This window comes from Acetobacterium sp. (genome assembly GCF_039830195.1).
Classification (GTDB): Bacteria; Bacillota; Clostridia; order Eubacteriales; family Eubacteriaceae; genus Acetobacterium.
Window position 1 is genome coordinate 62,359 of sequence record NZ_JBDODG010000034.1, and the last position, 25,935, is coordinate 88,293.

Here is a 25,935-nt window from a genome sequence, read left to right on the forward strand (position 1 = left end):
TTTTATCGATTTTATTTTCGAATTTTTATCTCTTCTAGTATGCCATTTTTAGGCATTGATCGTCAATAGATTTAATATAAATCAAGATCTTTGTTCCTTCTGACTACCAAGTTGATATCACAAAAAACAGGTGCCGTTTCTTAAACGACACCTGTTTTGTATTAAAAATTATTGATTTATTCAATTTTTCGTGATATTATTGATAACATACACGCAAATAACCCATTTTACTATTTTACAAATAAATGATACCACATCTTGTCAGTTTTGTCAATAGGTAATCTATTTTTTTGTTTGCCAGGGAGGTACCCATATGTCATTTGAACTGATGCTGTTTGATAATTTTATGATTGAAAAACAGGCCGTTTCGGAAGTGTTGTTATGCAATAAAATTACGGCCGATTATTCGCTGGTGTTGTCCGAAGAGCAGGCGCTGGAACTGGTCGAAACCCGATCCTATTCGCTAAAAAATGTAGGCCGGGTCGAATTTGGTGGTGGAATCATTGAAAAAGTCATCCTGACCTTTGCCAACAGCCCCTACATCTCCCAATATCGCTATGCTGAAATCATAAACGAGCTGGTTGAGATTTTTTATTATTTCAAAAATGAAACCCTGGATTTAATGAGCGATGATGATCTCATCAACTATATGAAAAAATATTTTGACGGAGTCTGTCAGGGTTCTCTGGATCAGCTTAAATTTCGGGAACTGGAACGAATGCCTAAAAACGTGCGGCTGGGACTGGATCCCGATTATAACGATCTTTATGATAGTGAAAAATTGATGGAAGATGAGGATGAAGATGAAGAATAAGATCAAAAAACAGTCTGTGATCGATGGCGACAAGCTCAGTGGTGAATTTTATTTTCAGTCGCTGCTTCAGGAAGCCTATGTCAAGGGCGCACTGAGCTCCAAAGAATCCGAGCGTATTCAACTGGAATGTCTCAAACTGCTGGCTGACTGTACTGAGCGCTTTACCCGGGGCCAAAGCAGCTCGGTCCGGGTTGAAATCGCCCAGGGCATTATGGCTTCCAACCTCTTTACCATCGGCATCTACCTTAAATCACTGCCCGATCTAGACACCGCCATCTTTCATATCCAAAATGAACCACTTGAAAAACTCTATGAATATGGTTTAGCGGTACTGAAGCGAAAAATAAATGTTGCCCATTATTTTTATAACCGGGTTTGTAAAAGCAAGCTAGAAACCGTCAATCAAGCCTACAATATCACCATTGACCAAGGTTTTAAGCCCTTTTTTGAAAATTATGAAATCAATTTTCATGCTCATGAAATCCCCAGTGACATCGACTATCAACTGATCCATCCGGTCACGGATCTGGCCGGGGTTGAGTTCGTCATCAAGTATCTGGAAAGCCTGTATTATGAAAACTTGTTTTGTTCATATTTTGATGCCGATATCATCCATGAAGTGATGAGCGGTTATGATCCATCTTACAAAAATCTCCTCGATAATATCTGTGCGCAAGTTTTTCAAAATGCGCTGGGTTGTCAGTTGTTGAATGCGCCCCCGGACCGGCTGGAATTCAGCCCGGCCGATCTCAACGCCCTGGACAAAAAATTACGCAGCCATAACCAATTGGAACTCCAAATGCAATTAAAAACAGCGGCCCAGGAGCTGATCACTGATCTGGAACTAACCAATCCGACCCTGAAAAAATACCTGCTCGCCAGTCTCCCGAAAATCACCACCACGGTTTATCAGGGACTGGCCACCCACTCTCTTAATAAGGTTTTTGTACCCCGCTATAATCCCAATATCAAGCCACTTATTCACTACAATATGGGGATTAAAATCGATGACAAAGCCTATCGGGAAATGATTACGGAGTTTTTGTCCTGCCGCTTTTTCGAGGATAAGCTGGCCATCATTAAAGAACACATTAAAACCCTGGCCGATATGGAAGACCTGCTCATCGCCGGCGAACTTGAGCCCGCCGAAGCAGCCATGATCTTTGATCTGCTGGAGGACATTGAACTGGCAGTGCTGACCAAACGTCATCCCCTCCATCCGGCTATTGACGCCATTGATTATTCGGCTTCCGAAATCCGGATGCAGCAAAATCTGGACGCTTATCTAAGGGCGCTACCCCGGGAGCGGTTGGCCCAGATTCTCAACCTGACCACCACCCTTGAAGTGGTCTGATTTTAAAAGGGCTTCGTCCCGCTTAACCAGCCATGAGCTTCCCAGTGATTGCGATCGGTGGGATTCCAGTCATTTTTTATCATGGCCTGCTTCATCATATTAAACATCATTTTTCTAAACAACGGCGCTGCACTGTGTTCAATATTAGCCACCGATGCGGTGGCTTTTTTTGCCAATTGCTCCATATCTTTTTCGATTTGACCACGCTTTTTGTCGGATATGTCACTCCATTTCATGGCGGCTACTCGCTGTTTGCTGGCAAATCGTTTTTTTACGCCCCAGAATTTCAGACTGTTCTGCATCGTTTTGGTGGTGTGGGAAAGACCTGCTCCGGCAGTGGTGGTAAAACTGATCCCAACCTTATTAAACATTTTCGGATTGGGTCGGTGGCTGAGCCACATAAAGCAGAGATGATCCAGTAAGGCTTTTAACTGACCGGTAACATCCAACCCGTAAACCGAAGAGGTCAGGATCACCAGATCAGCCTCTTCCAGAGCGGCTACAATGGGCTGAATCTGATCGGCCTGGGGGCAGGTGTCTTCCCCATTTAAAAAACAGGAAAAACAACCGCTACAAAAATTGGACATGTCTTTGGGCAGATAAAACTCCCGGACCTCGGTTTCTTCCAATTGGGCAATCTTTTTAATTAGTAAATCTTTACAATGCCAGGTGCTACCATGACGCATGGTGCCATTGATTACGGTTATCTTCATCTTCTCTTCCTTTCCTGAATTTAGCTTAGCTGCTAATTTTCGATCCGGGTATTAGTTTTTGCTGAAGCCGGTAGCCGTGAATTTGGCAACCAGCACCGCATTGTCTTCATCAAAAATATCAACAGTGTAGTTGCAAAGACTTCGGCCGGAAGAAGTTTCGGAGGCTTTGGCCAGCAGCGTTTTTCCTTTAGCCGGTTTGAAATAGTTAATATTGGCATTGATGCCGACGGTTACTTTTCCGCCGGCGTTGGCTGCCGCCGCAAAGGCAAAATCAGCCAGGGTAAAGATGGCACCGCCCTGGACAATCCCAACCCCATTAAGGTGCTTTTCCTGGATCGCCATTCTTACTTCGGCATATCCCAGTTCCACCTTGACCAGTTCCAGCCCGACCAGTTTGGCAAACTGATCATTTTCGATAATCGTAATCTTCTCTTTTTCCATCGTTTTCCCTTTCTGATGTCTTAACTGTTTGATAATTGCATGACAGCAGTGAGCTTTGTGTCCAATTTCGCAATTACCTAGTCTTAACTGTTCTTTACCAGCACCAGGCCATAGAAGTTTTCAGTAAAAGAAAGGGTTTGCTGCCAGTAAAAACCCAATTCTTCGAGCATCGAAACGACGTCCTCTTTTGCAATCCGGTGATCGATCGGTGGTCCCATTTCGGTTTCGGCTTTTTCCCAGTCAATCACAGCCAGCTTGCCACCGGGTTTGATAATCCGGCTGATTTCTTCCAGAAACTGATTTTTATCGACAATTTCATGAATCACATTAACCATCAAACCAAAACTGACGGACTCGTCAGGAATCAGCAGATCCAGTTCTGCAGTTTTTAGCGTTTCAATATTTTTTACGCCCGCTGCCTTGCTGCGCAGTTCAACCTCCGCCAGCATTTCCGGCGAGGTATCCAGCGCATAGGCGCTGTTGTCCCCTATCATCTGTGCGGCCGGGATAGTAAAATAGCCGATGCCGCAGCCGATATCGGCAAAAATATCGCCCGCTTTCAAGCCCAGTTTTTCCAGGGTTTCAACCGGCGGCAGGTTTTCTCTGCGCCACTCATTATCCAATTTATTTTTATTGATGGGGTTAAATTTATGTATCACGGGTTTCTCCTTTGTCTTTTAACATTAATTTGGGCCATTATACCATAAAGGCAGCATCGGATAACAGCAAAAATTTCCACTAAAAAACCGACTGTCTTTTATGACAATCGGTTTTTAAAATCTTCATATCCAAATTGTTTAACAATCCGAATTGTTTTTTCCTGGCTAAAGATGGCAATGGCAGGGAGATTCATACCGTTAAAAGTGTTCGTTTTAACCATCGAATAAATGGCCATATCGCAGAACACCAGGCGGTCGCCAATTTTTAGTGGTTGCTCAAAGGCATAGTCGCCGATAATATCCCCGGCCAGACAGGTCGGCCCACCCAGCCGATAGGTAAAGGGTTTTTCATCCGGTAATGCTGCCCCGATAATGTTGGGCCGGTAGGGCATTTCCAGCACATCCGGCATATGACAGGCAGCGGATGTATCGAGGATGGCATTGTGAATGCCGTTATCAACGAAATCCAGCACCGTCGCCACCAGAAATCCGGTGTTGAGAGCCACGGCTTCGCCGGGTTCAAGATAGACCTTTAACCCATAAGTTTCCTGAATCCGCTTGATACAGGCAATCAGTTTTTCAATATCATAATCATCCCGGGTGATATGGTGGCCACCCCCAAAGTTGAGCCATTTCAACTGCGGCAGAAATTCGCCAAACTGGTCTTCCACCGCTTTCAGGGTTTCCTCCAAAGCATCAGCATTTTGCTCGCAGAGGGTATGAAAATGCAGCCCGCTGATACCCTCCAGCAGCTCCGGAACAAATTGGCTGCGGGTAACCCCCATCCTTGACCCTGGAGAACAGGGATCATAGATGGCGTGATCCTGGGTGGAGCATTCCGGATTGATCCGAATGCCGCATTCCCGGCCGGCGGCAAGCGCTTTTGCCCCAAATTTCTGCCACTGATTGAAGGAGTTAAAAACGATATGGTCGCAGTGCCCGACGATTTCGTCAAACTCATCATCGCGATAGGCGGTGGCAAACACATGGGTTTCGCCACCCATTTCCTCATGACCCAGCCGCGCTTCAAAGAGCCCGCTGGCTGTGGTGCCGGCCAGATAGCGACCGATCAGGGGATACAGCGAAAACATCGAAAAAGCCTTTTGGGCCAGCAGAATCCGACACCCGGTGGCTTGCTGGACCCGGTCCAGAATTTTTAAGTTTTTAATCAGCAGGCTTTCATCAACCAGAAAACAGGGCGTCGGCAATTCCTTGAAAGCGTCCGTTAATTCCATTTCCGCCATGCTTAATCAACCAGCTCCGGCTCAAAACTTTCCTGCCAGGGCAGTCCCCATTTGTTCAGGGCTTCCATAAAGGGATCGGGATCAAACTCTTCGATATTGTAAACCCCGGGTTTTTGCCACTGGCCGGTCATTACCAGCATCGCACCGATCATCGCCGGTACCCCGGTGGTATAGGAGATCGCCTGGGAACCGACTTCTTTGTAACATTCTTCGTGATCACAGACGTTGTAGAGATAGTAGGTTTTATCCTGGCCATCTTTTTTGCCCTGGAAAATACAACCGATATTGGTTTTTCCTTTGGTGCGGGGCCCCAGGGTTGAAGGATCTGGTAATACCGCGGCTAAAAACTGCAGCGGTACAATCATCTTGCCCTCATATTCAATCGGTTCAATCGAGGTCATGCCGACGTTTTCCATGCATTTCAGGTGGGTCAGATAGCTTTGTCCAAAGGTCATAAAGAAACGAATCCGTTTGATGCCTTTGATATTTTGACCCAGCGATTCCAGTTCTTCGTGATGGAGCAGATACATATCTTTAGGGCCGATTTCCGGAAAATTGTAAACCCGCTTGATTTCCATCGGCTCGGTTTCTATCCACTGACCATCTTCCCAATAGCTGCCGTTGGCGGTGACTTCACGAATATTGATTTCGGGATTGAAGTTGGTGGCAAAGGGATAGCCATGATCGCCGGCGTTGGCATCGAGAATATCGATGTAATTGATCTCGTCAAACTGATGCTTCATCGCATAGGCTGAAAAAACACCGGTCACACCGGGGTCAAAGCCACTGCCCAGCAGCGCTGTAATCCCGGCTTTTTCAAACCGTTCCCGGTATTCCCACTGCCATTTATATTCAAATTTGGCGGTATCTTCCGGCTCGTAATTGGCAGTATCGACGTAATGGGTTTTGGTGGCCAGACAGGCGTCCATAATGGTCAGATCCTGATAAGGCAGGGCCAGGTTCAAGACCACATCCGGCTTGACTTCTTCAATCAGCGCAATCAGCTCATCGACATTGTCGGCATTGACCTGGACGGTGGTGATTTTGGTCGCCCCGCCATCCAGTTTCTCTTTTAAGGCATCGCACTTGCTTTTGGTCCGGCTGGCAATGCAGATTTCGGTAAACACGTCGCTGTTTTGACAGCATTTATGAATGGCCACACTGGCAACACCGCCGCAACCGATAATTAATGCTTTTCCCATAATTTGTTCCTCCTTAATATTTTCTCTAATACTTTAGGTTATCTCTCAACTACCGTACCGATCAATTGTTAATCTGTTGTCGGTACGGCGTTTTGGTTTTATTGTCATTTGTAAATTTCTTACTCGTTTAGGCCATCGCCAATAAGAGTTCCCGTAGCAGCTTGCAGGCGACGGCGGTGGAAGCGCCGCTCTGGTCATAGATTGGCGAAAGCTCGTTGATATCGCAGCCGACCAGATTCAGCTGGCTGACTTGTTGGATCGCTTCAAGCAGCTCCATAAAGCTGACGCCGCCGGGTTCCGGGGTGCCGGTACCGGGGAAAACGGATGGGTCTAATACATCCAGATCCAGGGTGAAATAGACCGGTTTACCCTGCAGTTTTTCGACCACTTCGGCCAGGCCCTTAAAATTGAACTTCTGGGTGGTGACGTGATCTTGGCCCCACTGGAACTCACTGCGTTCGCCGGAACGAATCCCGAATTGATAGATCCGGCCATCGCCAATGATATCCCAAACCCGGTGCAGCACTGTGGCATGAGACAAGGTAATACCCAGATAGTCATCCCGCAAATCGGCATGGGCATCAAAATGCACCACATAAAGCTCCGGATATTTCCGGGCCACCGCCCGGACGGCACCCAGGGTCACCAGATGCTCGCCGCCGATCATCACCGGCCGCTTATTATCTCTTAATACCCTGGTGGTATAGCTTTCAATCGCTGCCAGGGCCTTTTCGGTATCGCCAAAACAGAGTTCCAGATCACCGCCGTCAAAAATGGCCAGATCTTCGAGATCCTTATCCTGGTAGGGGCTGTAGGTTTCCAGTCCGTAGGATTCCCCTCGCATCGTGCGGCTGGCAAAGCGGGTGCCGGGACGAAAGGAAGTGGTGGAGTCAAAGGGCGCCCCAAAAACGACAATCCCGGATTCCCCATATTCGTTGTCACAACCTAAAAAGGTCTCAATATTTTTATTCAACATCTTTTAACAGTTCCTCCACATAGTTTGGCAGCGCAAAGGCGCCAACATGTAATTGGGTATTATAGTAGCGGGTTTTAAAACCCTGTGCATTCCACTTCACCGCCTTTAAATCCTCAATCGGATGGTATTTTTTCGAGGCAAAACCAAACAGCCAGTGTCCCGATGGATAGGTGGGAATATGAGCCTGATAGACCCGGCTGATCGGAAAGGACTCGACAATGCGCTTATGAGCCCGCTGCATCGCCACGGCATCATCCAGATAAAAAGCACTTTCATGCTGATTGACCATAATTCCGTCTTCTTTTAAGGCCTTATAACAATTGCCATAGAACTCTTTGGTAAACAGGCCTTCGCCGGGACCAAAGGGATCGGTGGAATCGACAATGATCAGATCGTATTCATTTTCACAACGGCGAATAAATTTCAGGCCATCCTGGTAATGGACGGTTACCCGCTCATCACCAAAACAGCAGGCCGTCTGGGGCAGATGCTTTTTACAGACTTCCACCACCAGCTCGTCAATTTCGACCAGATCGATGTGTTCCACCAGCGGGTAGCGTACCAGCTCGCGAATCGCGCCGCCATCACCGCCGCCGATAATCAACACTTTTTTGGCCGCCGGATGAACGGCCATGGGAATATGCACCATCATCTCATGGTAGATAAACTCGTCTTTTTCGGTCAGCATCATGTAACCATCCAGGGTTAAAAAACGGCCAAATTCTTTGGAATCAAAAATATCGATCCGCTGAAATTCACTTTGTCCGCAGTAAAGCTGGCGATCCACCTGAATGGAAAATTTGACACTGGGGGTATGTTTTTCGGAAAACCATAATTCCATTTAATCAATCCTCCTTCAGCACATTGAGATATTCTATTTCCATGTCTTCGGGGCCGGTTAAAAAACAGCCCTTGTCTTTCAGGTATTCAATGGAGTCAAGAATTTCTTCAGTAATCATTTCCCCGGGGGCCAGAATCGGAATCCCCGGCGGATAAGCCATCACAAACTCGCTACAGATCCGGCCGCCGCTTTTTTCCAGCAGTAGGGCTTCCTTCTCGGCATAAAAGGCTTCCTGCGGGGTCACTGCCACCGCGGGATTGATATATTCATATTGCAGCATCCCGGCCTTGTCTTTTTTATAGATCCGGCGGATTTCGGCCAGCGCCGAGACCAGCCGTTCCAGATTGCGTTGGCTGTCGCCCACTGAAATGTAAGCCAGAATATTGCCCACGTCGCCGAACTCCACCTGAATGTCGTATTCGTCCCGGAGAATATTGTAAACTTCAATCCCCGCCAGTCCGACGTTCAGGGTATTAATCGACAGCTTGGTGGCATCGAAATCGTAAATCGTATCACCATTGATCAGTTCTTTGGAATACGCGTAATAGTCGCCGATCTGATTGATTTCATCGCGGGCGTATTGGGCCATGGCGGTTACCTTGGCAAAGATTTCCTTGCCATTGACAGCCAGATTTTTGCGGGAAATATCGAGACTGGAAAGCAGCAGATAGGACCCGCTGGTGGTCTGAGTCAGATTGATGATCTGACGGACATAACCGGGGTTCATCCCCGCCCCCACCAATAAAAAAGAGCTTTGCGTCAGCGATCCGCCGGATTTATGCATACTGACCGAAGCCATGTCGGCACCGGCTGCCATCCCGCTGATCGGCATGTTTTCGCCAAAATAGAAATGGGTGCCATGGGCCTCATCGGCCAGTACCAGCATCCCAGCTGCGTGCGCCATTTCGACGATCGCTTTCAGGTTGGAACAAACCCCATAATAGGTCGGGTTGTTGACCAGGATCGCTTTGGCATCCGGATTTTCCCGAATCGCTTTGGCTACTGCGGAGAGGGTCATCCCCAGGGAAATACCGATTTCATGATTCGTTTCGGGATTCACATAAACTGGAATCGCCCCGCCCAGGATCATCGCATTGATGACACTGCGGTGGACATTCCGGGGCAGAATAATCTTCTCCCCTTTTTTACAGGCTGACAGCACCATCGTCTGAACCGCTGACGTCGTGCCATTGACCATAAAAAATGCCTGTTTGGCGCCAAAGGCATCCGCAGCCAGCTCCTCGGCTTCTTTGATCACCGAAACCGGATGGCAGAGATTATCCAGCGGCTTCATCGAATTGACATCCAGGGTCATACAGCGTTCCCCTAAAAATTCCGTTAATTCCGGATTCCCCTTGCCCCGTTTATGGCCGGGCACATCAAAGGGCACCAGCCGATTCCGCTTAAATTCGTTGAGTGCCTCCATAATCGGCATTCGTTGTTGATTTAATTTTGGCACGTTTTTTTCCTTCCCAAATTAATGCACGTGATTAATACACGTTACTGCCGCTGAAAATTTCGATCATTTCGCGGCGCAGGTTTTCGGTAATCTGCAGCCGGGTTCGCGGCGGCAGCTCATAGGCATCCGTATTAAACAGATAATTCTGGAGCGTAATTTCTTTCAATAACATCTTGGTGTGAAAGAGATTGGACTGATACACATTAATATCAATGGCATCATATTCCTTCAGGGTTTTGTCATCGATGTAATCCTGAATCGAGGTAATTTTATGATCCATAAACAGTTTTTTGCCACTGACGTCCCGGGTAAACCCCCGGACCCGATAATCCATGGTAATAATATCCGAATCAAAGCTGCCGATCAGGAAGTCCAGGGTACTCAGCGGGGTAATTTCGCCACAGGTGGCCACATCAATATCGACCCGAAAAGTGGCAATGGACGTGTCGGGATGATATTCCGGATAGGTATGGACCGTGACATGGCTTTTGTCCAGGTGGGCCACTACCGTATCGCCCTGTAAATTCGTCTTTTCAACATTTTCTTCCCGGTATTCCCGCAAAAAAGTTTCTTCGGCAATCAAAAAGGTGACGCTGGCCCCCTGGGGATCATAATCCTGTTTGGATACATTGAGTACCCGGGCGCCGATCATTTCCGTAACATGATATAAAATATTAGTCAAGCGATCCGAGTTATACTGCTCATCAATATAGGCGATATAGTCCCGTTGCTCCCGTTCGCTTTTGGCATAACACACATCATAAATATTAAAGCTTAAAGACTTGGTCAGATTGTTAAAACCATTCAACTTTAATTTATTATCCATTAATCCACCCCATTTCCATTTTTTCGCATTGTAATTTAGCTATCTTAATTTAATAAAACAAAAAACTCAAGTGATCCTTCAGCATCTGCTGTTCATCCACTTGAGTTTATTTCTACTGATTTGTTATTTACACGAGCGTATGATCGCACCGTCTATGCATGATTTCAAACGTAGAAATTAGAGTCTATATAGCAAGAACTTACTTTTACTACTCTTATTGATTGTTTCACAAGTGTGATGTGCAAAAACGCACACGGTTTTAAGTAACCAACTTATAAAATTTGAGCTGATGCTCAATCAATAAGGCAACGAAAGTTGCCAATCGGCATTTGACCTAGCTGTCCGTATGGCATTCAATTTCTTTATCACCAGGTTAAATCCGATAAAGAAATGGTCAAAAGAATTCTTTGCTGTCTTCATAAATCCTGTTTATGAACACGCCAAATAGACATAAATCTATTTCTATCATTCGTCTCGAATTGTACTATAAAAGATTGTCAAAATCAAGAAATTTTTACAAATTTAACCGGTTTCTAACATAATCCTTAGACCATTTAAGGGCTTTTCAAAAATCTCCAGACACTTTGGAACGACTTGCCTCTAATCGATTGCCGCTTCAGTGGGGTGGCCCCAATATTTGGGCCAGATCTTGTAAGTCTGCAGCGTGAATGATCGCCAGCACCTCATCGGCCGGCAATAACCTGGTATCACCATGGGGAACAAGCAGTTCACCATTTCTGATTATTGCCACTAAAACACATTCGGTAGGCAAACCCAACTCTCTCACCATCTTACCCACTGCCAACGATTCCGGATGAACCTTTTCTTCCACCAGCGAAAACTGGCCCTGGTTCAGCTTAAGTAGGGTCATCATATCCCCCACTGACATTTCTTCGGCCACCAGCGTCGCCATCAGCGCAGCCTGATTTAATGCCACATCCACCCCCATTTCCGGGGTAAACAACCAGGCATTCTTGGGATTTTTAATCCGGGCCAGAATCCGGGGCACCTGATATTCCAGGCGGGCAATGGTGGCTGCCACCAGATTTGTTTCATCTGCTCCAGTCACCACCGCCAGCACATCGGCCGAACGGATCCCGGCCGCTTCCAGAACACTGGGATCAGTGCCGTTGCCCAACACCAAAGCCTCTTCGGGCAGATCACATGCCAGCCGTTCCAATTGATGGGTTCGGATTTCAATGAGCTTGACCTGATGGCCGCCATTTTGCAGCAGCGAAGTCAGATAGCATCCCACCTTACCGCCGCCTACGATTATTACTTTCATAGTCTGACATCCCCTTTTCTATATTAATCCTAACAGCGATTTAAGACGCTCCCCTGAGGCCGTGGCCACCGCCAGGTGGACCAAATCGCGGTTTTCAAACACCGTATTAATCACCGGTATCAGCGAGCGGTTCCCGCGGCTGATCGAAACGACGCTGACTTCGCCGGGAATCGTCAGTTCCCCGACCCGTCGGCCCACCAATAATGCCGGTATTTCAATTTCCATAATATTCACGTCGCCGTTCCCGATGCTCATAGCCACATTGACCGGTGAAAAGCTCAGCAGATCGGCTACCCGGTTCACGCCCCAGGACATCGGATCAAAGACCTGGAGTCCCAGCCGCCGATAAATCTCGGCTTTACGGGGTTCATGTAGAGCTGACACCACCCGGGGCACCCCAAAAATCTGACTGGCAATCCGGGCCGTGAGGGCATTGGCCTCGTCGTTGGAGGTAACCGCGGCCAGAGAATCCGCCCGCTCAATTCCGGCGGCCAGCAGCACATCCCGGTCAAACCCCACTCCGGCGATGGTTTTTCCCTTAAATCCGGTTCCCAAATGCTTAAAGGTCAGTGGTTCCTGATCAATAACGGTAATGTCGTGGTCACTTTGATTCAGCTTAAGGGCTAAACCCGATCCAATTCGCCCACAGCCTACGATGATGGTTTTCATTTAGCTATCCCCTTTCAAATTTCTGTTTTATTCGTATTTTTTTCATGCAAACGTCGTTTATCCCAGTTTCGCAGGAAGGCCTTTCGCAGTTCATCAATGAAAATCACCACCGGTACCCACATAAACAGATAGGCCCATTCAACCAGCCCGATTGGGGCGGTATTAAAGATCCCATGCAAAAACGGCGTGTAGATCAGAATACTGAAGACTGTAAGCTCACAGACAATCCCGATTAAGATCATATGGTTACTGAACAGCCCCACCTTAAACACCGAGGCTCGTTCGGTTCGACAATTAAAAACAATCCCGATTTGGGTAACGACAATCGCCCCCAATGTCATGGTCGTGGCCATCCGATAAATCACGCCCGAGTCTGCCATCGGTATCCCCGGCCAGCCATTCTGCCAGTAAAGGAAGAAAAAGGCTGACATCGCAATGGCCGCTTCCATGATCCCGTAGAACAAAAACGCGCGAATGAGCAGGGGCCGATTGAGCAAATGTTCTTGCTGCGACCTCGGCGGACGCTGCATCACCCCTTCTTCCGGCAGTTCAACCCCCAAGGCAATCGCCGGGATCATATCGGTACCCAGATCCACCGCTAGAATCTGCATCACCGTCAACGGCAGCGGGATCTGGCCTTTGGCAAACAAGAACACAATAAAGGGTACCGCCTCCGGGACATTGCTGTTTAAAATATAGGTGGCAAACTTACGGATATTGTTGTATACCCCCCGGCCTTCTTCCACCGCATTGACAATCGAGGCGAAATTGTCGTCGGTAAGAATCATATCAGCGGCTTCCTTGGCCACATCCGTTCCGGAAATTCCCATGGCAATGCCGATGTCGGCTTTTTTCAGGGCCGGCGAATCATTGACGCCATCACCAGTGACTGCCACCACATTGCCCATTTCCTGAAGGGCGGTAACCACCCGCAGTTTTTGTTCCGGTGCCACCCTGGCAAAAATGATTTCCTCGGACAGCGCTTTTTTAAGACTCTCATCATTGATTGCGTCCAGCTCAACGCCGGTGACAATCCGGGGCTGCGGGCCATGGATAATGCCGATCCGCCGGGCAATACTTTCGGCCGTTAAGCCATAGTCCCCGGTGATCATAATAATTTTTATCCCGGCCTGATTACATTTTTTAACCGCTGCTGCCACTTCCACCCGGGGTGGATCTGCCATCACCGTGAGACCTATAAAGGTCAGGTTGTTTTCAATGTGATCAGGCGTATAGTCGCTGAGGCGCTCGGGCAAACCCATGTCTCTGGTGAGAATCCGCATCGCTACCGCCAATACCCGGAGTCCTTTGCGGGCATAGCCATCATTGGCCGCCATCACCTTCTTGCGGGTATCCTCATCCATTGCCACGTCTTCACCATCTTTGAGATAGTGGGTGCATAAATCCAAAACCTCTTTGGGCGCCCCCTTGATATAGGCCAGCTTTTCCAGATCTGATATTTGGTTGGACACCTGATGAATGGTACTCATCCGCTTACGATGCGACTCAAATGGCAGCTCCCGCAGGCGGGGGCTGTGAGAAAGCTCCTCGTCCAGATCAATTTTCCCCTTCCGCGCGGCTACCACCAGGGCGGCCTCAGTGGGATCACCGAGAATATTCCAATGATTTATTTCCGGGGAGGGTGGCAATAACCGTGAATTATTGCAGAGGCTGGCGGCCAACAATAATGTGCGCATATCACTGTTTTCGGTCAGTGAAATAACGGTCTCGCCTGAACGCATCTCCCCCTCTGGGGCATAACCAACCCCGGTTACCTTAATCTGCTGATTGACCATCCAGCAGTCGCTGACGGTCATTTCATTTTGAGTCAGGGTTCCGGTTTTATCAGTACAGATAACCGTGGTGCAGCCCAGGGTTTCGACCGCTGATAAGCGTTTGATTAAAGCATTCCGTTTGGCCATCCGCTTGACCCCCATGGCCAGGGATAAGGTCACTGTTGGTAATAACCCCTCGGGGATAAAGGCCACAATCATCCCCATGGCAAAAATAAAACTTTCGGTAATATTGACATGGGCAAGCAGTACCGCCAAGGCAAAAAAGAGTACCCCCATGCTGATCGCCATCGCTGAAACCAGCCGGGTAATCCGTCCCATTTCCAGCTGCAACGGACTGGGTACTTCCACCATATTCTGGGTCAGGTCGGCAATTTTTCCGAATTCGGTATTCATCCCGGTGGCAAACACCACGGCCTTGCAGGCCCCCGAAGCCGCATTGGTTCCGGCAAAAATAAGGTTGGGCTGTTCCGAACGTCCCAGGTCAGTACGATGACCAACATCTTTTGTTTTATGCGCCGGATGGGATTCCCCGGTCAGGATAGACTGATCGGCTCTGAAATCATTGTCCTCAACCAGGCGGCTGTCGGCCGAAATCCGGTCGCCCTCGGCCAGAATAATCAGATCTCCAGGAACCAGCTCTTCAGCCAGAATTTTGATCTCTTTGCCATCCCGGACGACCCGGGCATAGGTCGGCAACAGCTGTCCCAGAGCTTCAACCGCTTTTTCGGCCTGGAACTCCTGCCAGAAACTGAATAATCCATTAATGACATTAACCAACCAAATAGCAATGGCCAGCTGGGGCAGCTGGGCAATCAGGGCCACCACGCCGCCAATCCATAAAAGGATCGCCATCAGATGGGTAAAATTGGCCAGAAATTTCCAGATCAGCGGTTTGCCCTTCTTCTTCTGAATGCTGTTTTCACCAAAATGTGCCAATCGTGCTGCCGCTTCTTCAGACGTCAGACCCTCGGCACTTGTTTTCAGCTCGATGTAAACATCAGCAACGGATAAGTTTTCGATGGGCTTTTCTAACACCATTCCCAGCGCTTCAACATCTGTCTGCTGCATCATCAATCACCCTCTTTTTATTTATTTTTCCGCAATTTGCCATAAGCAAAACTTCTCTCTATTTCAGTATACCCACGATACTGTCTTGCCAATCAATTTTCCGTATTTTCACTCTGATCCTATCACTTTAATATTTATTGATACTTCTAATGATATCAGAACTGTATTACAATAAAGCAAACCACGTTGCAGAACTAAAAATCAAACCGAGGAGATAAGCAAATGAATAATCGCTATGAATTAAACAAAAACCTGGCCCAGATGTTAAAAGGTGGGGTGATCATGGATGTCACCACGGCCGCACAGGCCCGCATTGCCCAGGAAGCCGGCGCCTGTGCGGTGATGGCCCTGGAACGGATTCCCGCGGACATCCGGTCGGCCGGTGGGGTTTCGCGGATGAGTGATCCCAAAATGATCAAGAGTATTCAGGCCGCGGTTTCCATTCCGGTGATGGCCAAGGTACGGATCGGTCACTTTGCCGAAGCCCAGATTCTGGAAGCCATCGAAATTGATTATATAGACGAAAGCGAGGTGCTGTCGCCGGCCGATGATACCTACCACATCGACAAAACCGGTTTTTCGGTGCCCTTCGTCTGCGGCGCCAAAGATCTGGGCGAAGCCCTGCGACGGATCAGCGAAGGCGCTTCGATGATTCGCACCAAGGGTGAACCGGGTACCGGCGACGTGGTTCAGGCGGTTCGCCATATGCGTCTGATCAATCAGCAGATCCGCACGATTCAAAACACCAGAGAAGATGAGCTCTTCCAGGTGGCCAAGGATCTGCAGGTCCCTTATGAGCTGGTGCAGCTGGTCAATGAAACCGGCAAACTGCCGGTGGTGAACTTTGCTGCTGGTGGCATCGCCACCCCGGCTGATGCGGCGCTGATGATGCAGTTGGGGGCTGAAGGAGTCTTTGTCGGCTCGGGCATCTTCAAATCCGGCAATCCAGCCAAACGGGCCCAAGCCATTGTCAAAGCGGTGACCAATTATAAAGATGCCAAACTGCTGGCTAAACTCTCAGAAGACCTGGGTGAAGCCATGGTGGGCATCAATGAGCAGGAAATCGACTTATTAATGGCCCAACGCGGCATTTAAAGGGGCTATTGATGAAGAAAATAATTGGGGTGCTGGCCGTTCAGGGCGCTTTTGCAGAACATATCAACGCGTTGGAGCAATTGGATGTTCACTGCATCGAAATTAGAAAACCCGCAGATCTGACCGACCATCCCCTAGATGGTCTGGTTCTTCCCGGGGGCGAAAGTACCGTTATGGGTAAGCTATTGCGGGAGCTGGAGCTCTTTGAACCTCTGAAAGGCCTCATTGAAGCAGGCCTTCCGGTGCTGGGCACCTGCGCCGGACTGATTTTGCTGGCGGGCAAGATTGCCGAAGATGACACCATTCATTTTGGCACAATGAATATGGTAGCCCGCAGAAACGCCTATGGCCGCCAGCTTGGCAGCTTTCAGACCGAGGCTGAATTTGATGCCTGCGGCCAAATCCCGATGGTTTTTATCAGGGCCCCCTATATCGAAAGGGTTGGCGCCGATGTGGACATTCTCGCTCGGGTTGACAATCATATTGTGGCCGCCCGACAGGGCAATATGATCGTCACTTCCTTTCACCCGGAGCTGACCGCGGATCTGACTGTGCATCAGTATTTTTTACGTTTAATTCAACAAAAAGCAAAAACCTGTGTCGCTTGATAGCGATACAGGTTTTGCTATTTCCTATTTATATTTTTAACAGATATTATGGCATTTATCGTTTTACTTTTCTTCAATGTTCCATGATATTATATAATTTGTATGATCGGGAATAGCTATTCCTATATCCTCCCATTTTTCAAAGTATCCTGCTAAGCCATGTTCTAAGGCTGTCTGATGGAAATGGCTTAAAGCAATTCCAAGATCCACCTTTTTAATCATTTTTTCATCTTCGCTGGCATTGCTTTTATGTGTTTCAAAAAAATGATATGCGCCTTGTTTTTTTACCACACGCCATGGTTGGGCATTGGTCGCCGAAGGCGCCACGCGAATCATTTCTAAAGGACTGGCATACTCATTTGCAGCTTTCCTTGAAAGTGGATTCTCAAATGAACTCTCAAAGAAAATTTCATCCCATGATTTGCGCTTATCCGACTTCATCGTTTTTCGCATAAGACTTTCCGTAATGCTTTTTTTCGCGGTTGCATATCCAATTGGGGATATTGCCGGAAACAGTTCATCTTTCTGTATGTCCATGGCTTTTTCGAACTGCGCTCTGCTAAAGGTTGCTGCCAGCCATACCGTTGCAAGTCCCATATCGGTGGCAATCAGTACCAGATTCTCAAACTGATAGCCGGCGGCAATAAGTCCAAACTCACTTTTATCAACCGTTACACCCAGAAATGTATTGGCTCCTTTAATCACACCATATGTCCCGAGTTTTTCGCCATTTGATAAGGTATCTTTTTCAATCAGATGAATTCGAACATTTTCTCCAAATGGATTTGTCAACTGACTGATCTCATTCATTAATTTTTCTTTGTCATTTTTCGAAAGATTTTTTGAATCATACGTTCTTGTACTCACTCTCTTTTTAATCGTTTCCTCAATGGGAATATTAAGTTTCATTCTTTCTACCTCACTTTGTTATTGAAATGCATCACAGATTTAATTTGTTTTATTTTTTCTAGAATGATCGTTCTACTTTGGGTAAAAAAATTAATCGTATAATAAATTCAGATAAAAATCAGCGATGCGGTGCATTTTTTCTTTCGTCGCCGAAGTTCTCGCCAGGACACGTAATCCAATCAGGGTATTGTGCAAAATTTCACCTAAGATTTCTGCATCATACTTGTTGGAAAACTCACCCGATTCTTGTCCTTCCCGAACGATACTAACGATAAAATCTTCGGTCATGCGAAAAGCCGCTTCCGACTTTTCCACCACTTCTTTATCCCCTAGCCCCATTTCAGTCGCCGCATTGACAAACAGACAGCCCCAATGTTTATCCTCATTTGCTTCAATCATATAATCAAAGATACCTTGGATCGCCTGATGTGCGGTTATTGCTTTAAGCGTTTCCGATCTTAGTTTGTTTGTAGTATATTCTCCATATAAATCAATCGCTTTTAGATATAATGCATGCTTATCGCCAAAGGTATCATACAGGCTTTTTCGGTGAATTCCCATGCATTTGACAAGATCGCTCATCGAAGTCTTTTCATAGCCTTGTTGCCAAAATAATTCCATGGCCTTCTTTAAAACGGTATTTTCTTCAAATTCTTTACTTCTGCCCATAGCATTACCTCCTCTTGAATAGTATGCTAACATTTCTAGAACGATCAATCAAGAATTAATTTTATTACCTCAAGAGTCGATGGGTCTGGGATATTTTTTCGCTTGACCATAAAAAGCAAAAACTGGTGTCACTTGGCAGCGATACCGGTTTTTTGACAATTTGATCTTTCGGTTGATTCTATCCTTATTTTAAAAATACACACGCTTTTGGGATCAGGACTGTTCAAAATTTTTTCAGTTATAACCGGAACAATTTTTAATCTTAACACCTTGACGAAATTGTACTTATCTCGTATACTGATACTAATTGATACTAATTTGTATCAATGAAAGGTAGCCAACCGATGGAAGCAACTATTTTTACAACGATGCTTACGGATCACAGCATGTCCGATTTAAAAAAAATGCAGCACAAATATTCCCCGGAACAGGTTTCCGAATTTATTTCGATCGTAAAGACATTTTTTTACAAAAAAATCCCCCTTCCGGATTTCAACCAAAATCCGCTGGTCTATCTTGAAAGCCACACCCAGATCAGCCTTAATACGTCTAAAACCCTGCTGGCGAAACGGCCAGAAAGTGAGCCTTACAGTTATCAGGCGATGGTCGATGAAATTCAGTCATCCCTAATGATAGAAAATATTCAAACTTCCCGGGAAAGCATCCGTCATATTTTAAACGGCTATGCTCCCCAGAATAAAATAGACAGCCAGCTCTTTGGAATGAAGAAAGGCATGGATTTTATCAGCGTTCCGACCAATCGGATTACTGAAGCATCAATTCACCAGCTTTATCAGTTGGCGATCGGTGATTATCTGGAAGATGAAGATAAACTGCTACCCGGCTCTTACTATCGTCATGACGCTGTCTATCTGGTTGGCGATAAGATCGAACATCAGGGCCTTTCTGCCGACCAGCTGCCGAAATACATGAAAGAACTGGTCAAATTTATTAACAACGATCCCATGAATGATCTGCTCAAAGCCATCGTCATCCATTTTTATCTGGCTTATTTACATCCCTATTTCGATGGAAACGGCCGAATGGCCAGACTGATGCAGTTGTGGTATCTCGTTACCTGCGGGTATGGTGCCACAATGTTTACTCCCTTTTCAAACCATATTGAAACCAGTAAAAATAAGTATTATCGGGCTTTTTCTCTGGTCGAGGCGAATGCCAAAATCAGTGGAGTCCTCGATATCACACCGTTCTTTACCTATTTTATTGAAAATGTTTATGCCCACCTGTCCTCTGATGAACCAATGCAAAGGCGATATCTGGAAACCTATGAAAAATTATTGTCGGAAGGCCGCTTCACGGAAAAGGAAAACGATCTGTTTCGCTTTGTGCTGACTGCCTATGGACAGCATGAATTCTCAACCAAACAACTTGAAAAAGATTTTCGCAATGCCGCCTATGCGACCATCCGCAGTTTTGTTCTGAAATTCAGCGCTCTGGGGCTCTTAAAAAGCCAAAAATATGGCAACCGCAACCGCTACCGGTTACCATGAACCAAGTCTTTAAGCTGGTGCGTTGACTGAGACCGTTGTGGCCGCTTCAAGGATACCCTTGAGTTCTTCAAAGTCGGCGAGATAATCCTTTTCCCTGCGCTGCCTTCCAGATAAGTATTGGTCAGATCAAACAGAAACAACTTCCGGTCCAGTGAAAAAAGACGGGTTGAAATTATACCATTAATGTCCCGTAAATTAAATAGCCCGATTGTTTAAACGACACAATCGGGCTATTCTCATAGCTTCTCTGCTTAAAATACGAAAACTATTTCTGACAATAAAGGGAACGGTACTTTTTTCATATTGGAAGGTTAAATATTTCCATTGCCCCAGCGACAACAGCCGAGGCAGTACCCGATAGCTTTGGTACTTTTGCTCAAAGGGCAGGTTTATTATGTGTTTTACTGGGTTCAATGCGGCAGCGAATATGGCGCAGCATTGGATTACCCGTCAGTTCATCCAAATCCTCACTATGGGAGAGGGTATTTGCCGATTGACCAATTTTCTGCCCATTAAATTCAATTCCAAAATGATGCGGAACCAATACATATCCCGGACTGGTCTGCCATGTATATTCAACGGGAATCTTAATGGAACCAGCTTTTGTTGTTACCGTTACTTCCTGACCTTCTGATACGCCAATTTGTTTGGCATCATCTGGATGGACGGCAAGCTTATATGGATTATGATATTTATATGTTGCCGGGTTTCGCATCCCGATATTAACCCCATAATCGGTGTGATTACCGGAACTGAGAACCATTGGGAATTCCTGATTACCATTTAGAATTTCCGCTTCCTTCTCTGGCGTAATCCGCTTGATGTATTCATTTATTTCATCACAGTATAGATGAATCTTTTTGTCTTTATGAACAATATGTCGATTAATCATCGTATCCGGATCGACCTTGCCAATGACAGCGCCTTCCGGGCGATCAAGCAACAGTTGATAAGCTGCATCCATCACGCAAATATCTTTCATTTTGGGAAGTTTTTCCATAATCGGATGTTTTCCATTTGGTTTAATACCAGCACGTTCGACCATTCCACTGCCGGCTATCGGAGATGTCATCATCGCTGCCCAGAATACGGCTTTTGTCGGCGAACCCATATATTTCCCCAGAACCTCTCCAACAACTGCGGGAAGCAAATCCACCTGAACTTTATTTTTAATGGTATATAGAATCAAACTTCTAAAAAAAGCAATCCGGTCATTTTTCTGAACCGCTTTTTCGGCTACTTTATATAGGCGATCTGGCAGTTGCGGCATTTTTCCGAGCGCTTTTGGCATCTCAATCCATATTTGGCCACCCTCTTTACGCTCGCCAATCTGTTTTGTAATGACTGGATGTTTAATCTGCGCCGTCATCTCTGGGTAATTCATCTGAAATGCATTAAAGTCATAGGTCTCATAGGTGCTTTTAACTGGAAGAACATAATCCGAAATACGAGCGGTCTCTGTCATACACACATCCACGGTTACCAGTAAATCCAACTTGCGCATTGCTTTCTCCATTGCGTTGGTATCTGGATAAGACCTAAGCGGATTGGATGCGGAACAAAAGATCAAGCGCAGATGCTCAGGTTTCTCACTAAGTATTTCCTGTGCCAGCACTGCTGACGGATAGGTCTCCATAATTGGAAATCGATTTGTTTCAACGGTGCGCCATACCTTGGGGTCATTTTCATCAATGCTCTTTCCTCTGGTTACGACACAATCATTGACGATACATCCTCCCGGCATAAGAGCTACCCCGGTAACAACGGCCAGGGTCAAAAGCAAATAACTGTTCAGCGTATTGTGGCGCCCCATAAACAGACCAAGATCCTGATGAACACCCCATTTTTTTGTGGTTAATATTTTGCAGAACGCTTCGACCTGTTCATATGGTAATCCACAGACCCGAATTGCTTCTTTGATATCAACATCTTTAAACCAGGGTTTTACCAGCTGAAAATCTTTCACATATTTATCTAAATAGTTCTGATCCTGCCAGCCTTTTTTTATTATCAATGCAATCATCGCCCGCAACAGCAACGCATCAGTCCCGGATCTTAACATAATATGCATGTCTGAAATTCTTGCCGTTTCTGACAAGCGCGGATCGACCACAATCACCTGCCTGTCGGGATTTTGTGAAGCACTGCGAATCTTTTCTCGGGCATTTAAAATTTGTCCTGACACATAAGAATTGCTCCCCCAAAACATCAGTACTTCACAATTATCATCATCCGGTTCCAGAAAATGCATTTGATCTCCAAATATTTTTCCATGGCTCCACCAGCTCCCGCAAAATTCAATACCGATGGCGTTGTATTGATATTGCGAACCAATGGCTGACATCATCGCTCGCGCAAATACGAGCTCAGCCTGGGAACCCGGTGTTGCGCCGCCGACCATGGCGCAGCTCCGGGGACCATACTGTTCAATGATTTGATTTGCCCTTTCACTTATTTCTTTATATGCCTGTTCCCAGGTAATTCGTTCAAAATGATCACCAACTTTTTTGAGGGGATAATCCAGTCTGTCCGAATGGTCTTGAAATCGTTTCACCGATCGACCTTTACGACAGCAATAACCATGTGATCTGGGGCTAGTTGGATCAGGCCGGATACTAACAATCTTACCGTCCGCAACTTCCATCTCCAGGCCACAGCTTAAAACACAAAGACTACACTGCGTCTTTTTCCATTCCACCATAAAAAACTCCTTTTTAACAATTTTTCAAATAATACTCATGCATTAATTCGAATTACTTTATAGGGAGAATTCCCATTTTGCACTTGCTCCAGCAATACCCCTGCCTGACCTAGGTTTGTACTGATTGCGGCTTTCATATTTTTTCCATTTAATACGATTTCTGTTTGCTTTATTTCTTTTTCCATTGACCATTCTACTGGTGCAAAGAATGCCATTGGTGGTAACACATCCCGTGATACCTCAAATCGATCAGATTCTAGAGGCTTTCTCTGTTTTGGATCCACGCCAGTTCTCAGGAAGATACGGTATAATTCTCTGGCTGGAATGACGAAATCCACACTTTTATTTTCGTACGCCTCAGCAGCATTTTCGCCACCCTCGGTAATTGCTATCAGGCGAAAGTCAGGATTCTGATTTCGGGCAAAGGTCTGTTTGATATTTTTGGCAAAGATCCGTTGCGGCGAGTCATAAGTAACGAGCTTTTGAGCCAGTTTTGCAAAATTCTGTTTGACGAATTTTTCTGCGGCATAACTGTCGGTAATAATCACTGTTTCTTTTTCTGTATCAAGTGCTTTTAACAATGCCCGTTTGCCATCCTGAGCCGAAAGCTGATTGACAACCTCATCCGTATAGACATAGTCCATGCCAATTTTGCGAAGCCCGGCAACAACAAGCCCGGCATCCATAACAGGGGTGTCCATCCTAAACAGCTCCGCCAGTTTTTTCAGTACATTTGATGAAATAAATGCTGCGGTATCGGTACCATACTTGTGCGCATAATAAACAGCCTCATCCTTATGTTCTTTGATAAAAATAGACCCCGTCGGACAGACATCCACACAACGACCACATTGTACGCAGGGACTATCTTTCATGCTTTTATCCATTTCCGGGACAATTTTTGTGCTGGATCCTCGGTTGATGATACTTAAGTTATGGACGGTCTGAACCTCATTGCAGACATCCACACATCTGCGGCATTTTATACATTTGTTGGGATTGCGGATAATCGAGCCGGTGCTTACATCTATTTTCTGCTCGATATTCTCCTGGGGATATGGCAGCACATCGACCTGATACTCCCGTGCCAATGCCTGGAGTTCACAAAATCCATCTCTGACACAATCGCAGAAAAAGCACATCTCGCAAAAATTAGGATCCAGATCATCACATTTGCTGTTCCCAATTCTCAAACAATGATGACAATCGACTGCATGACGCGAAAGCAAAAGCTCCAAGGTTGTTTTTCGGGACTGACGGATTTCATCCGTATCCGTATTAACTGCCATTCCTTTGCTGACTTTAGTTGCACACGCCGGCTGAAAGACTCTTGCACCACTTACTTCAACCACGCACATTCGGCAACTTGCCCTGGAGTCGATTCCTTTTAAGGCACATAATGTCGGAATAGCGATGCCATTTGCAGTTGCAGCTTCAAGAATGGTACTTTCTGCCTTCACAGAAAGAACTTTTCCGTTTATGTTAATATCGATATTTTCCATCCCTTACACCTCCTTAGCCATCTTCGCACTGAAATCATCAGGGAAAAGTGCCATTGCACTGGTTACTGCTGCGGTCGCGGACTGGCCCAACGGGCAGAAGGCCGACCTATTCATATAGTCAGACAATAATTTAATTTCGTCTAAATCTTTGCTGCTTCCGTTTCCAGCGGCGATTTTTTCGATCAGTTCGGCAACCCTAAGCGTGCCTTCACGGCATGGCGTACATTTTCCGCATGACTCATGATTAAAAAACTTCGCAATACCGACCAGGATGTCGACCATATTGTGACTGTCGTCAATGACGAGCACCGCTCCGGAACCGAGCGTAGCGCCGATTGCGCGCATCGAATCCAGATCCACCGGGGTATCTAATTGTTCCGGTTTTAAAAAGCCACCGGAACTTCCGCCCAGTTGGACGGCCTTTAGCTTTTTACCATTTGCAACGCCACCACCAAAACCGTCGACGATATCAAAAAGTTTTACATTAGTGGCCGCTTCAAAATACCCTTTATTTGTGATATCCCCACTTAACGAAAATACTTTTGTCCCCGGATATTTCTCTGAACCTATTGAGCAGAACCAATCGGTTCCTTTATCGATAATAACGGGCACGGTCGCAAAGGTTTCAACATTATTTACAATTGTCGGCTTGGTATTAAAGCCAGCGACGGTCGGAAATGGTGGTTTTAATCTCGGTTCCGCCCGCTTGCCTTCCAGCGAATTTAACAGCGCTGTTTCTTCGCCGCACACATAAGAACCGGCCCCGGAATGAACGCGGATTTTTACGTCCCCGCAGAGCCCTTTTTCTTCAGCCTGTGCGATTGCCTTTCGCAGAATCCGGATACTGTTTTCATATTCGCCGCGACAATAAATGTAACCCTCTTTTGCACCTATGGCATATGCACCAATTAAGATCCCTTCCAGAATCGTATGGGGATCCGACTCGATAATCATCCGGTCTTTAAATGTCCCCGGTTCGCCTTCATCCGCATTGCAAACCACATATTTTACCGGCCCTTTGGCATTAGCCGCGCCACTCCATTTCGCTTGCTTTTTTTAGCGCCGTATATCCGCCAACTTGGATATAATCTTCGATCAGTTCGGGATTTATTTTTCCAGCATTACGTAATGTAATTCTTAACTCTTCCATGCTTCTTCGGTCCCCCCTTTTTCAAGTAAAACAGGTATGTCTTGCGGTGTAATGTCCGTATATAGTTTTCCATTTACCAAAACAGTCGGCGCTGCCTGGCACTGACCCAAGCATTCGGTATAATCAAAGGAGTATTTTCCATCTTCGGTTTTTTCTCCGATTTTGATACCAAGCTCCTTTTCAATTGCGGCAATCACGTCGACTGCACCGGCCACATGACATGGTGCCCCGCGGCAGATTAAAATCTCGGTCAAACTCGGTGGTTCAAATCTCAGCATGCTGTAAAATGATGCCGCATCATACACATGAGCCGGTGACATGCCAAAGGCTTCTGCCGTTTCCACTATCCCGGCCTTTGTCACATAATTACTTTCCTTTTGGATTGCCAGGAGCACATCAAAAATCCCCCCTCTTTTTTGGTATTTTCGATTAATGATTTATAT

24 protein-coding genes are annotated in these 25,935 nt (G+C 46.4%); 5 read left to right on the forward strand and 19 right to left on the reverse strand.

The genetic code is table 11. The features are described 5' to 3' along the window. The first annotated feature begins 313 nt into the window (after nucleotides 1–313). A complete protein-coding gene (locus ABGU93_RS10605) occupies nucleotides 314–814 on the forward strand; it encodes a DUF6323 family protein (RefSeq protein WP_347413431.1) in 501 nt (166 codons plus the stop codon). Further along, entirely contained in the window at nucleotides 804–2,168 is a 1,365-nt protein-coding gene (locus tag ABGU93_RS10610; RefSeq protein ID WP_347413432.1) for a DUF6179 domain-containing protein, read from the forward strand. The genes ABGU93_RS10605 and ABGU93_RS10610 overlap by 11 nt, the downstream gene beginning before the upstream one ends. A 2-nt stretch (nucleotides 2,169–2,170) precedes the next feature. Here the strand turns inward: ABGU93_RS10610 and ABGU93_RS10615 are convergent, their stop codons facing one another. The 12 genes from ABGU93_RS10615 to ABGU93_RS10670 all read right to left on the reverse strand — a co-directional run bounded on the left by ABGU93_RS10615 (nucleotide 2,171) and on the right by ABGU93_RS10670 (nucleotide 15,350). Further along, entirely contained in the window at nucleotides 2,171–2,881 is a 711-nt protein-coding gene (locus ABGU93_RS10615) for a flavodoxin family protein (protein WP_347413433.1), read from the reverse strand. A gap of 51 nt (nucleotides 2,882–2,932) precedes the next feature. Beyond that, nucleotides 2,933–3,322 (reverse strand): PaaI family thioesterase, encoded by a 390-nt coding sequence (locus tag ABGU93_RS10620; RefSeq protein ID WP_347413434.1) that lies wholly within the window; start codon nucleotides 3,320–3,322, stop codon nucleotides 2,933–2,935. An 83-nt stretch (nucleotides 3,323–3,405) separates the two neighbouring features. Then, on the reverse strand, nucleotides 3,406–3,981 hold the full coding sequence (locus tag ABGU93_RS10625) for a methyltransferase domain-containing protein (protein WP_347413435.1): 576 nt from the start codon (nucleotides 3,979–3,981) through the stop codon (nucleotides 3,406–3,408). A gap of 98 nt (nucleotides 3,982–4,079) precedes the next feature. Beyond that, entirely contained in the window at nucleotides 4,080–5,216 is a 1,137-nt protein-coding gene (nspC, locus tag ABGU93_RS10630) for a carboxynorspermidine decarboxylase (protein WP_347413489.1), read from the reverse strand. Nucleotides 5,217–5,227: 11 nt separating this feature from the next. Then, nucleotides 5,228–6,427, reverse strand: coding sequence for a saccharopine dehydrogenase family protein (locus ABGU93_RS10635; RefSeq protein WP_347413436.1), 1,200 nt, complete (start codon nucleotides 6,425–6,427; stop codon nucleotides 5,228–5,230). 127 nt (nucleotides 6,428–6,554) lie between these two features. Continuing rightward, nucleotides 6,555–7,403, reverse strand: coding sequence for an agmatinase (gene speB, locus ABGU93_RS10640; protein ID WP_347413437.1), 849 nt, complete (start codon nucleotides 7,401–7,403; stop codon nucleotides 6,555–6,557). Further along, on the reverse strand, nucleotides 7,393–8,244 hold the full coding sequence (gene speE, locus ABGU93_RS10645; RefSeq protein WP_347413438.1) for a polyamine aminopropyltransferase: 852 nt from the start codon (nucleotides 8,242–8,244) through the stop codon (nucleotides 7,393–7,395). The genes speB and speE overlap by 11 nt, the downstream gene beginning before the upstream one ends. A gap of 4 nt (nucleotides 8,245–8,248) precedes the next feature. Further along, complete coding sequence (locus ABGU93_RS10650) at nucleotides 8,249–9,679, reverse strand: aminotransferase class I/II-fold pyridoxal phosphate-dependent enzyme (RefSeq protein ID WP_347413490.1); 1,431 nt, start codon at nucleotides 9,677–9,679, stop codon at nucleotides 8,249–8,251. A 55-nt stretch (nucleotides 9,680–9,734) separates the two neighbouring features. After that, nucleotides 9,735–10,529 (reverse strand): adenosylmethionine decarboxylase, encoded by a 795-nt coding sequence (speD, locus tag ABGU93_RS10655; RefSeq protein ID WP_347413439.1) that lies wholly within the window; start codon nucleotides 10,527–10,529, stop codon nucleotides 9,735–9,737. A gap of 616 nt (nucleotides 10,530–11,145) precedes the next feature. Further along, nucleotides 11,146–11,814 (reverse strand): TrkA family potassium uptake protein, encoded by a 669-nt coding sequence (locus tag ABGU93_RS10660; protein ID WP_347413440.1) that lies wholly within the window; start codon nucleotides 11,812–11,814, stop codon nucleotides 11,146–11,148. 18 nt (nucleotides 11,815–11,832) lie between these two features. Beyond that, nucleotides 11,833–12,483, reverse strand: coding sequence for a TrkA family potassium uptake protein (locus ABGU93_RS10665; protein ID WP_347413441.1), 651 nt, complete (start codon nucleotides 12,481–12,483; stop codon nucleotides 11,833–11,835). 14 nt (nucleotides 12,484–12,497) lie between these two features. Further along, nucleotides 12,498–15,350, reverse strand: coding sequence for a cation-transporting P-type ATPase (locus tag ABGU93_RS10670; protein ID WP_347413442.1), 2,853 nt, complete (start codon nucleotides 15,348–15,350; stop codon nucleotides 12,498–12,500). Nucleotides 15,351–15,569: 219 nt separating this feature from the next. Between ABGU93_RS10670 and pdxS the strand changes: the two genes are divergently transcribed. Together pdxS and pdxT are read left to right on the forward strand one after the other, a co-directional pair. Beyond that, a complete protein-coding gene (gene pdxS, locus ABGU93_RS10675) occupies nucleotides 15,570–16,442 on the forward strand; it encodes a pyridoxal 5'-phosphate synthase lyase subunit PdxS (protein ID WP_347413443.1) in 873 nt (290 codons plus the stop codon). A gap of 11 nt (nucleotides 16,443–16,453) precedes the next feature. After that, the gene (pdxT, locus tag ABGU93_RS10680; protein ID WP_347413444.1) at nucleotides 16,454–17,050 is read left to right on the forward strand and encodes a pyridoxal 5'-phosphate synthase glutaminase subunit PdxT; all 597 of its coding nucleotides are present in this window, start codon (nucleotides 16,454–16,456) and stop codon (nucleotides 17,048–17,050) included. A gap of 63 nt (nucleotides 17,051–17,113) precedes the next feature. Here pdxT and ABGU93_RS10685 read toward each other — a convergent pair whose 3' ends face one another. Next, nucleotides 17,114–17,959, reverse strand: a complete 846-nt coding sequence (locus ABGU93_RS10685) for a nitroreductase family protein (protein WP_347413445.1) — start codon at nucleotides 17,957–17,959, stop codon at nucleotides 17,114–17,116. A gap of 90 nt (nucleotides 17,960–18,049) precedes the next feature. Continuing rightward, nucleotides 18,050–18,628 carry a TetR/AcrR family transcriptional regulator gene (locus ABGU93_RS10690; RefSeq protein WP_347413446.1) on the reverse strand — a complete coding sequence of 193 codons (579 nt, stop codon included), beginning with the start codon at nucleotides 18,626–18,628 and terminating at the stop codon, nucleotides 18,050–18,052. A gap of 326 nt (nucleotides 18,629–18,954) precedes the next feature. Here ABGU93_RS10690 and ABGU93_RS10695 point away from each other — a divergent pair, with 326 nt between their 5' ends. Continuing rightward, nucleotides 18,955–20,139 (forward strand): Fic family protein, encoded by a 1,185-nt coding sequence (locus ABGU93_RS10695; RefSeq protein WP_347413447.1) that lies wholly within the window; start codon nucleotides 18,955–18,957, stop codon nucleotides 20,137–20,139. A 376-nt stretch (nucleotides 20,140–20,515) separates the two neighbouring features. Here ABGU93_RS10695 and ABGU93_RS10700 read toward each other — a convergent pair whose 3' ends face one another. The 5 genes from ABGU93_RS10700 to ABGU93_RS10720 form a co-directional block, all read right to left on the reverse strand. After that, nucleotides 20,516–22,693: a molybdopterin-dependent oxidoreductase gene (locus tag ABGU93_RS10700; RefSeq protein ID WP_347413448.1), complete on the reverse strand. Its 2,178-nt coding sequence runs from the start codon at nucleotides 22,691–22,693 to the stop codon at nucleotides 20,516–20,518. Between the two features lie 182 nt (nucleotides 22,694–22,875). After that, nucleotides 22,876–24,342 (reverse strand): [Fe-Fe] hydrogenase large subunit C-terminal domain-containing protein, encoded by a 1,467-nt coding sequence (locus ABGU93_RS10705; protein WP_347413449.1) that lies wholly within the window; start codon nucleotides 24,340–24,342, stop codon nucleotides 22,876–22,878. A gap of 3 nt (nucleotides 24,343–24,345) precedes the next feature. Then, nucleotides 24,346–25,344, reverse strand: a complete 999-nt coding sequence (locus ABGU93_RS10710; protein ID WP_347413450.1) for an NADH-ubiquinone oxidoreductase-F iron-sulfur binding region domain-containing protein — start codon at nucleotides 25,342–25,344, stop codon at nucleotides 24,346–24,348. 22 nt (nucleotides 25,345–25,366) lie between these two features. Continuing rightward, entirely contained in the window at nucleotides 25,367–25,492 is a 126-nt protein-coding gene (locus tag ABGU93_RS10715; RefSeq protein WP_347413451.1) for a hypothetical protein, read from the reverse strand. Then, nucleotides 25,480–25,929, reverse strand: a complete 450-nt coding sequence (locus tag ABGU93_RS10720; protein ID WP_347413491.1) for an NAD(P)H-dependent oxidoreductase subunit E — start codon at nucleotides 25,927–25,929, stop codon at nucleotides 25,480–25,482. Before ABGU93_RS10720 ends, ABGU93_RS10715 begins: the two co-directional genes overlap by 13 nt. Nucleotides 25,930–25,935 lie beyond the last annotated feature (6 nt).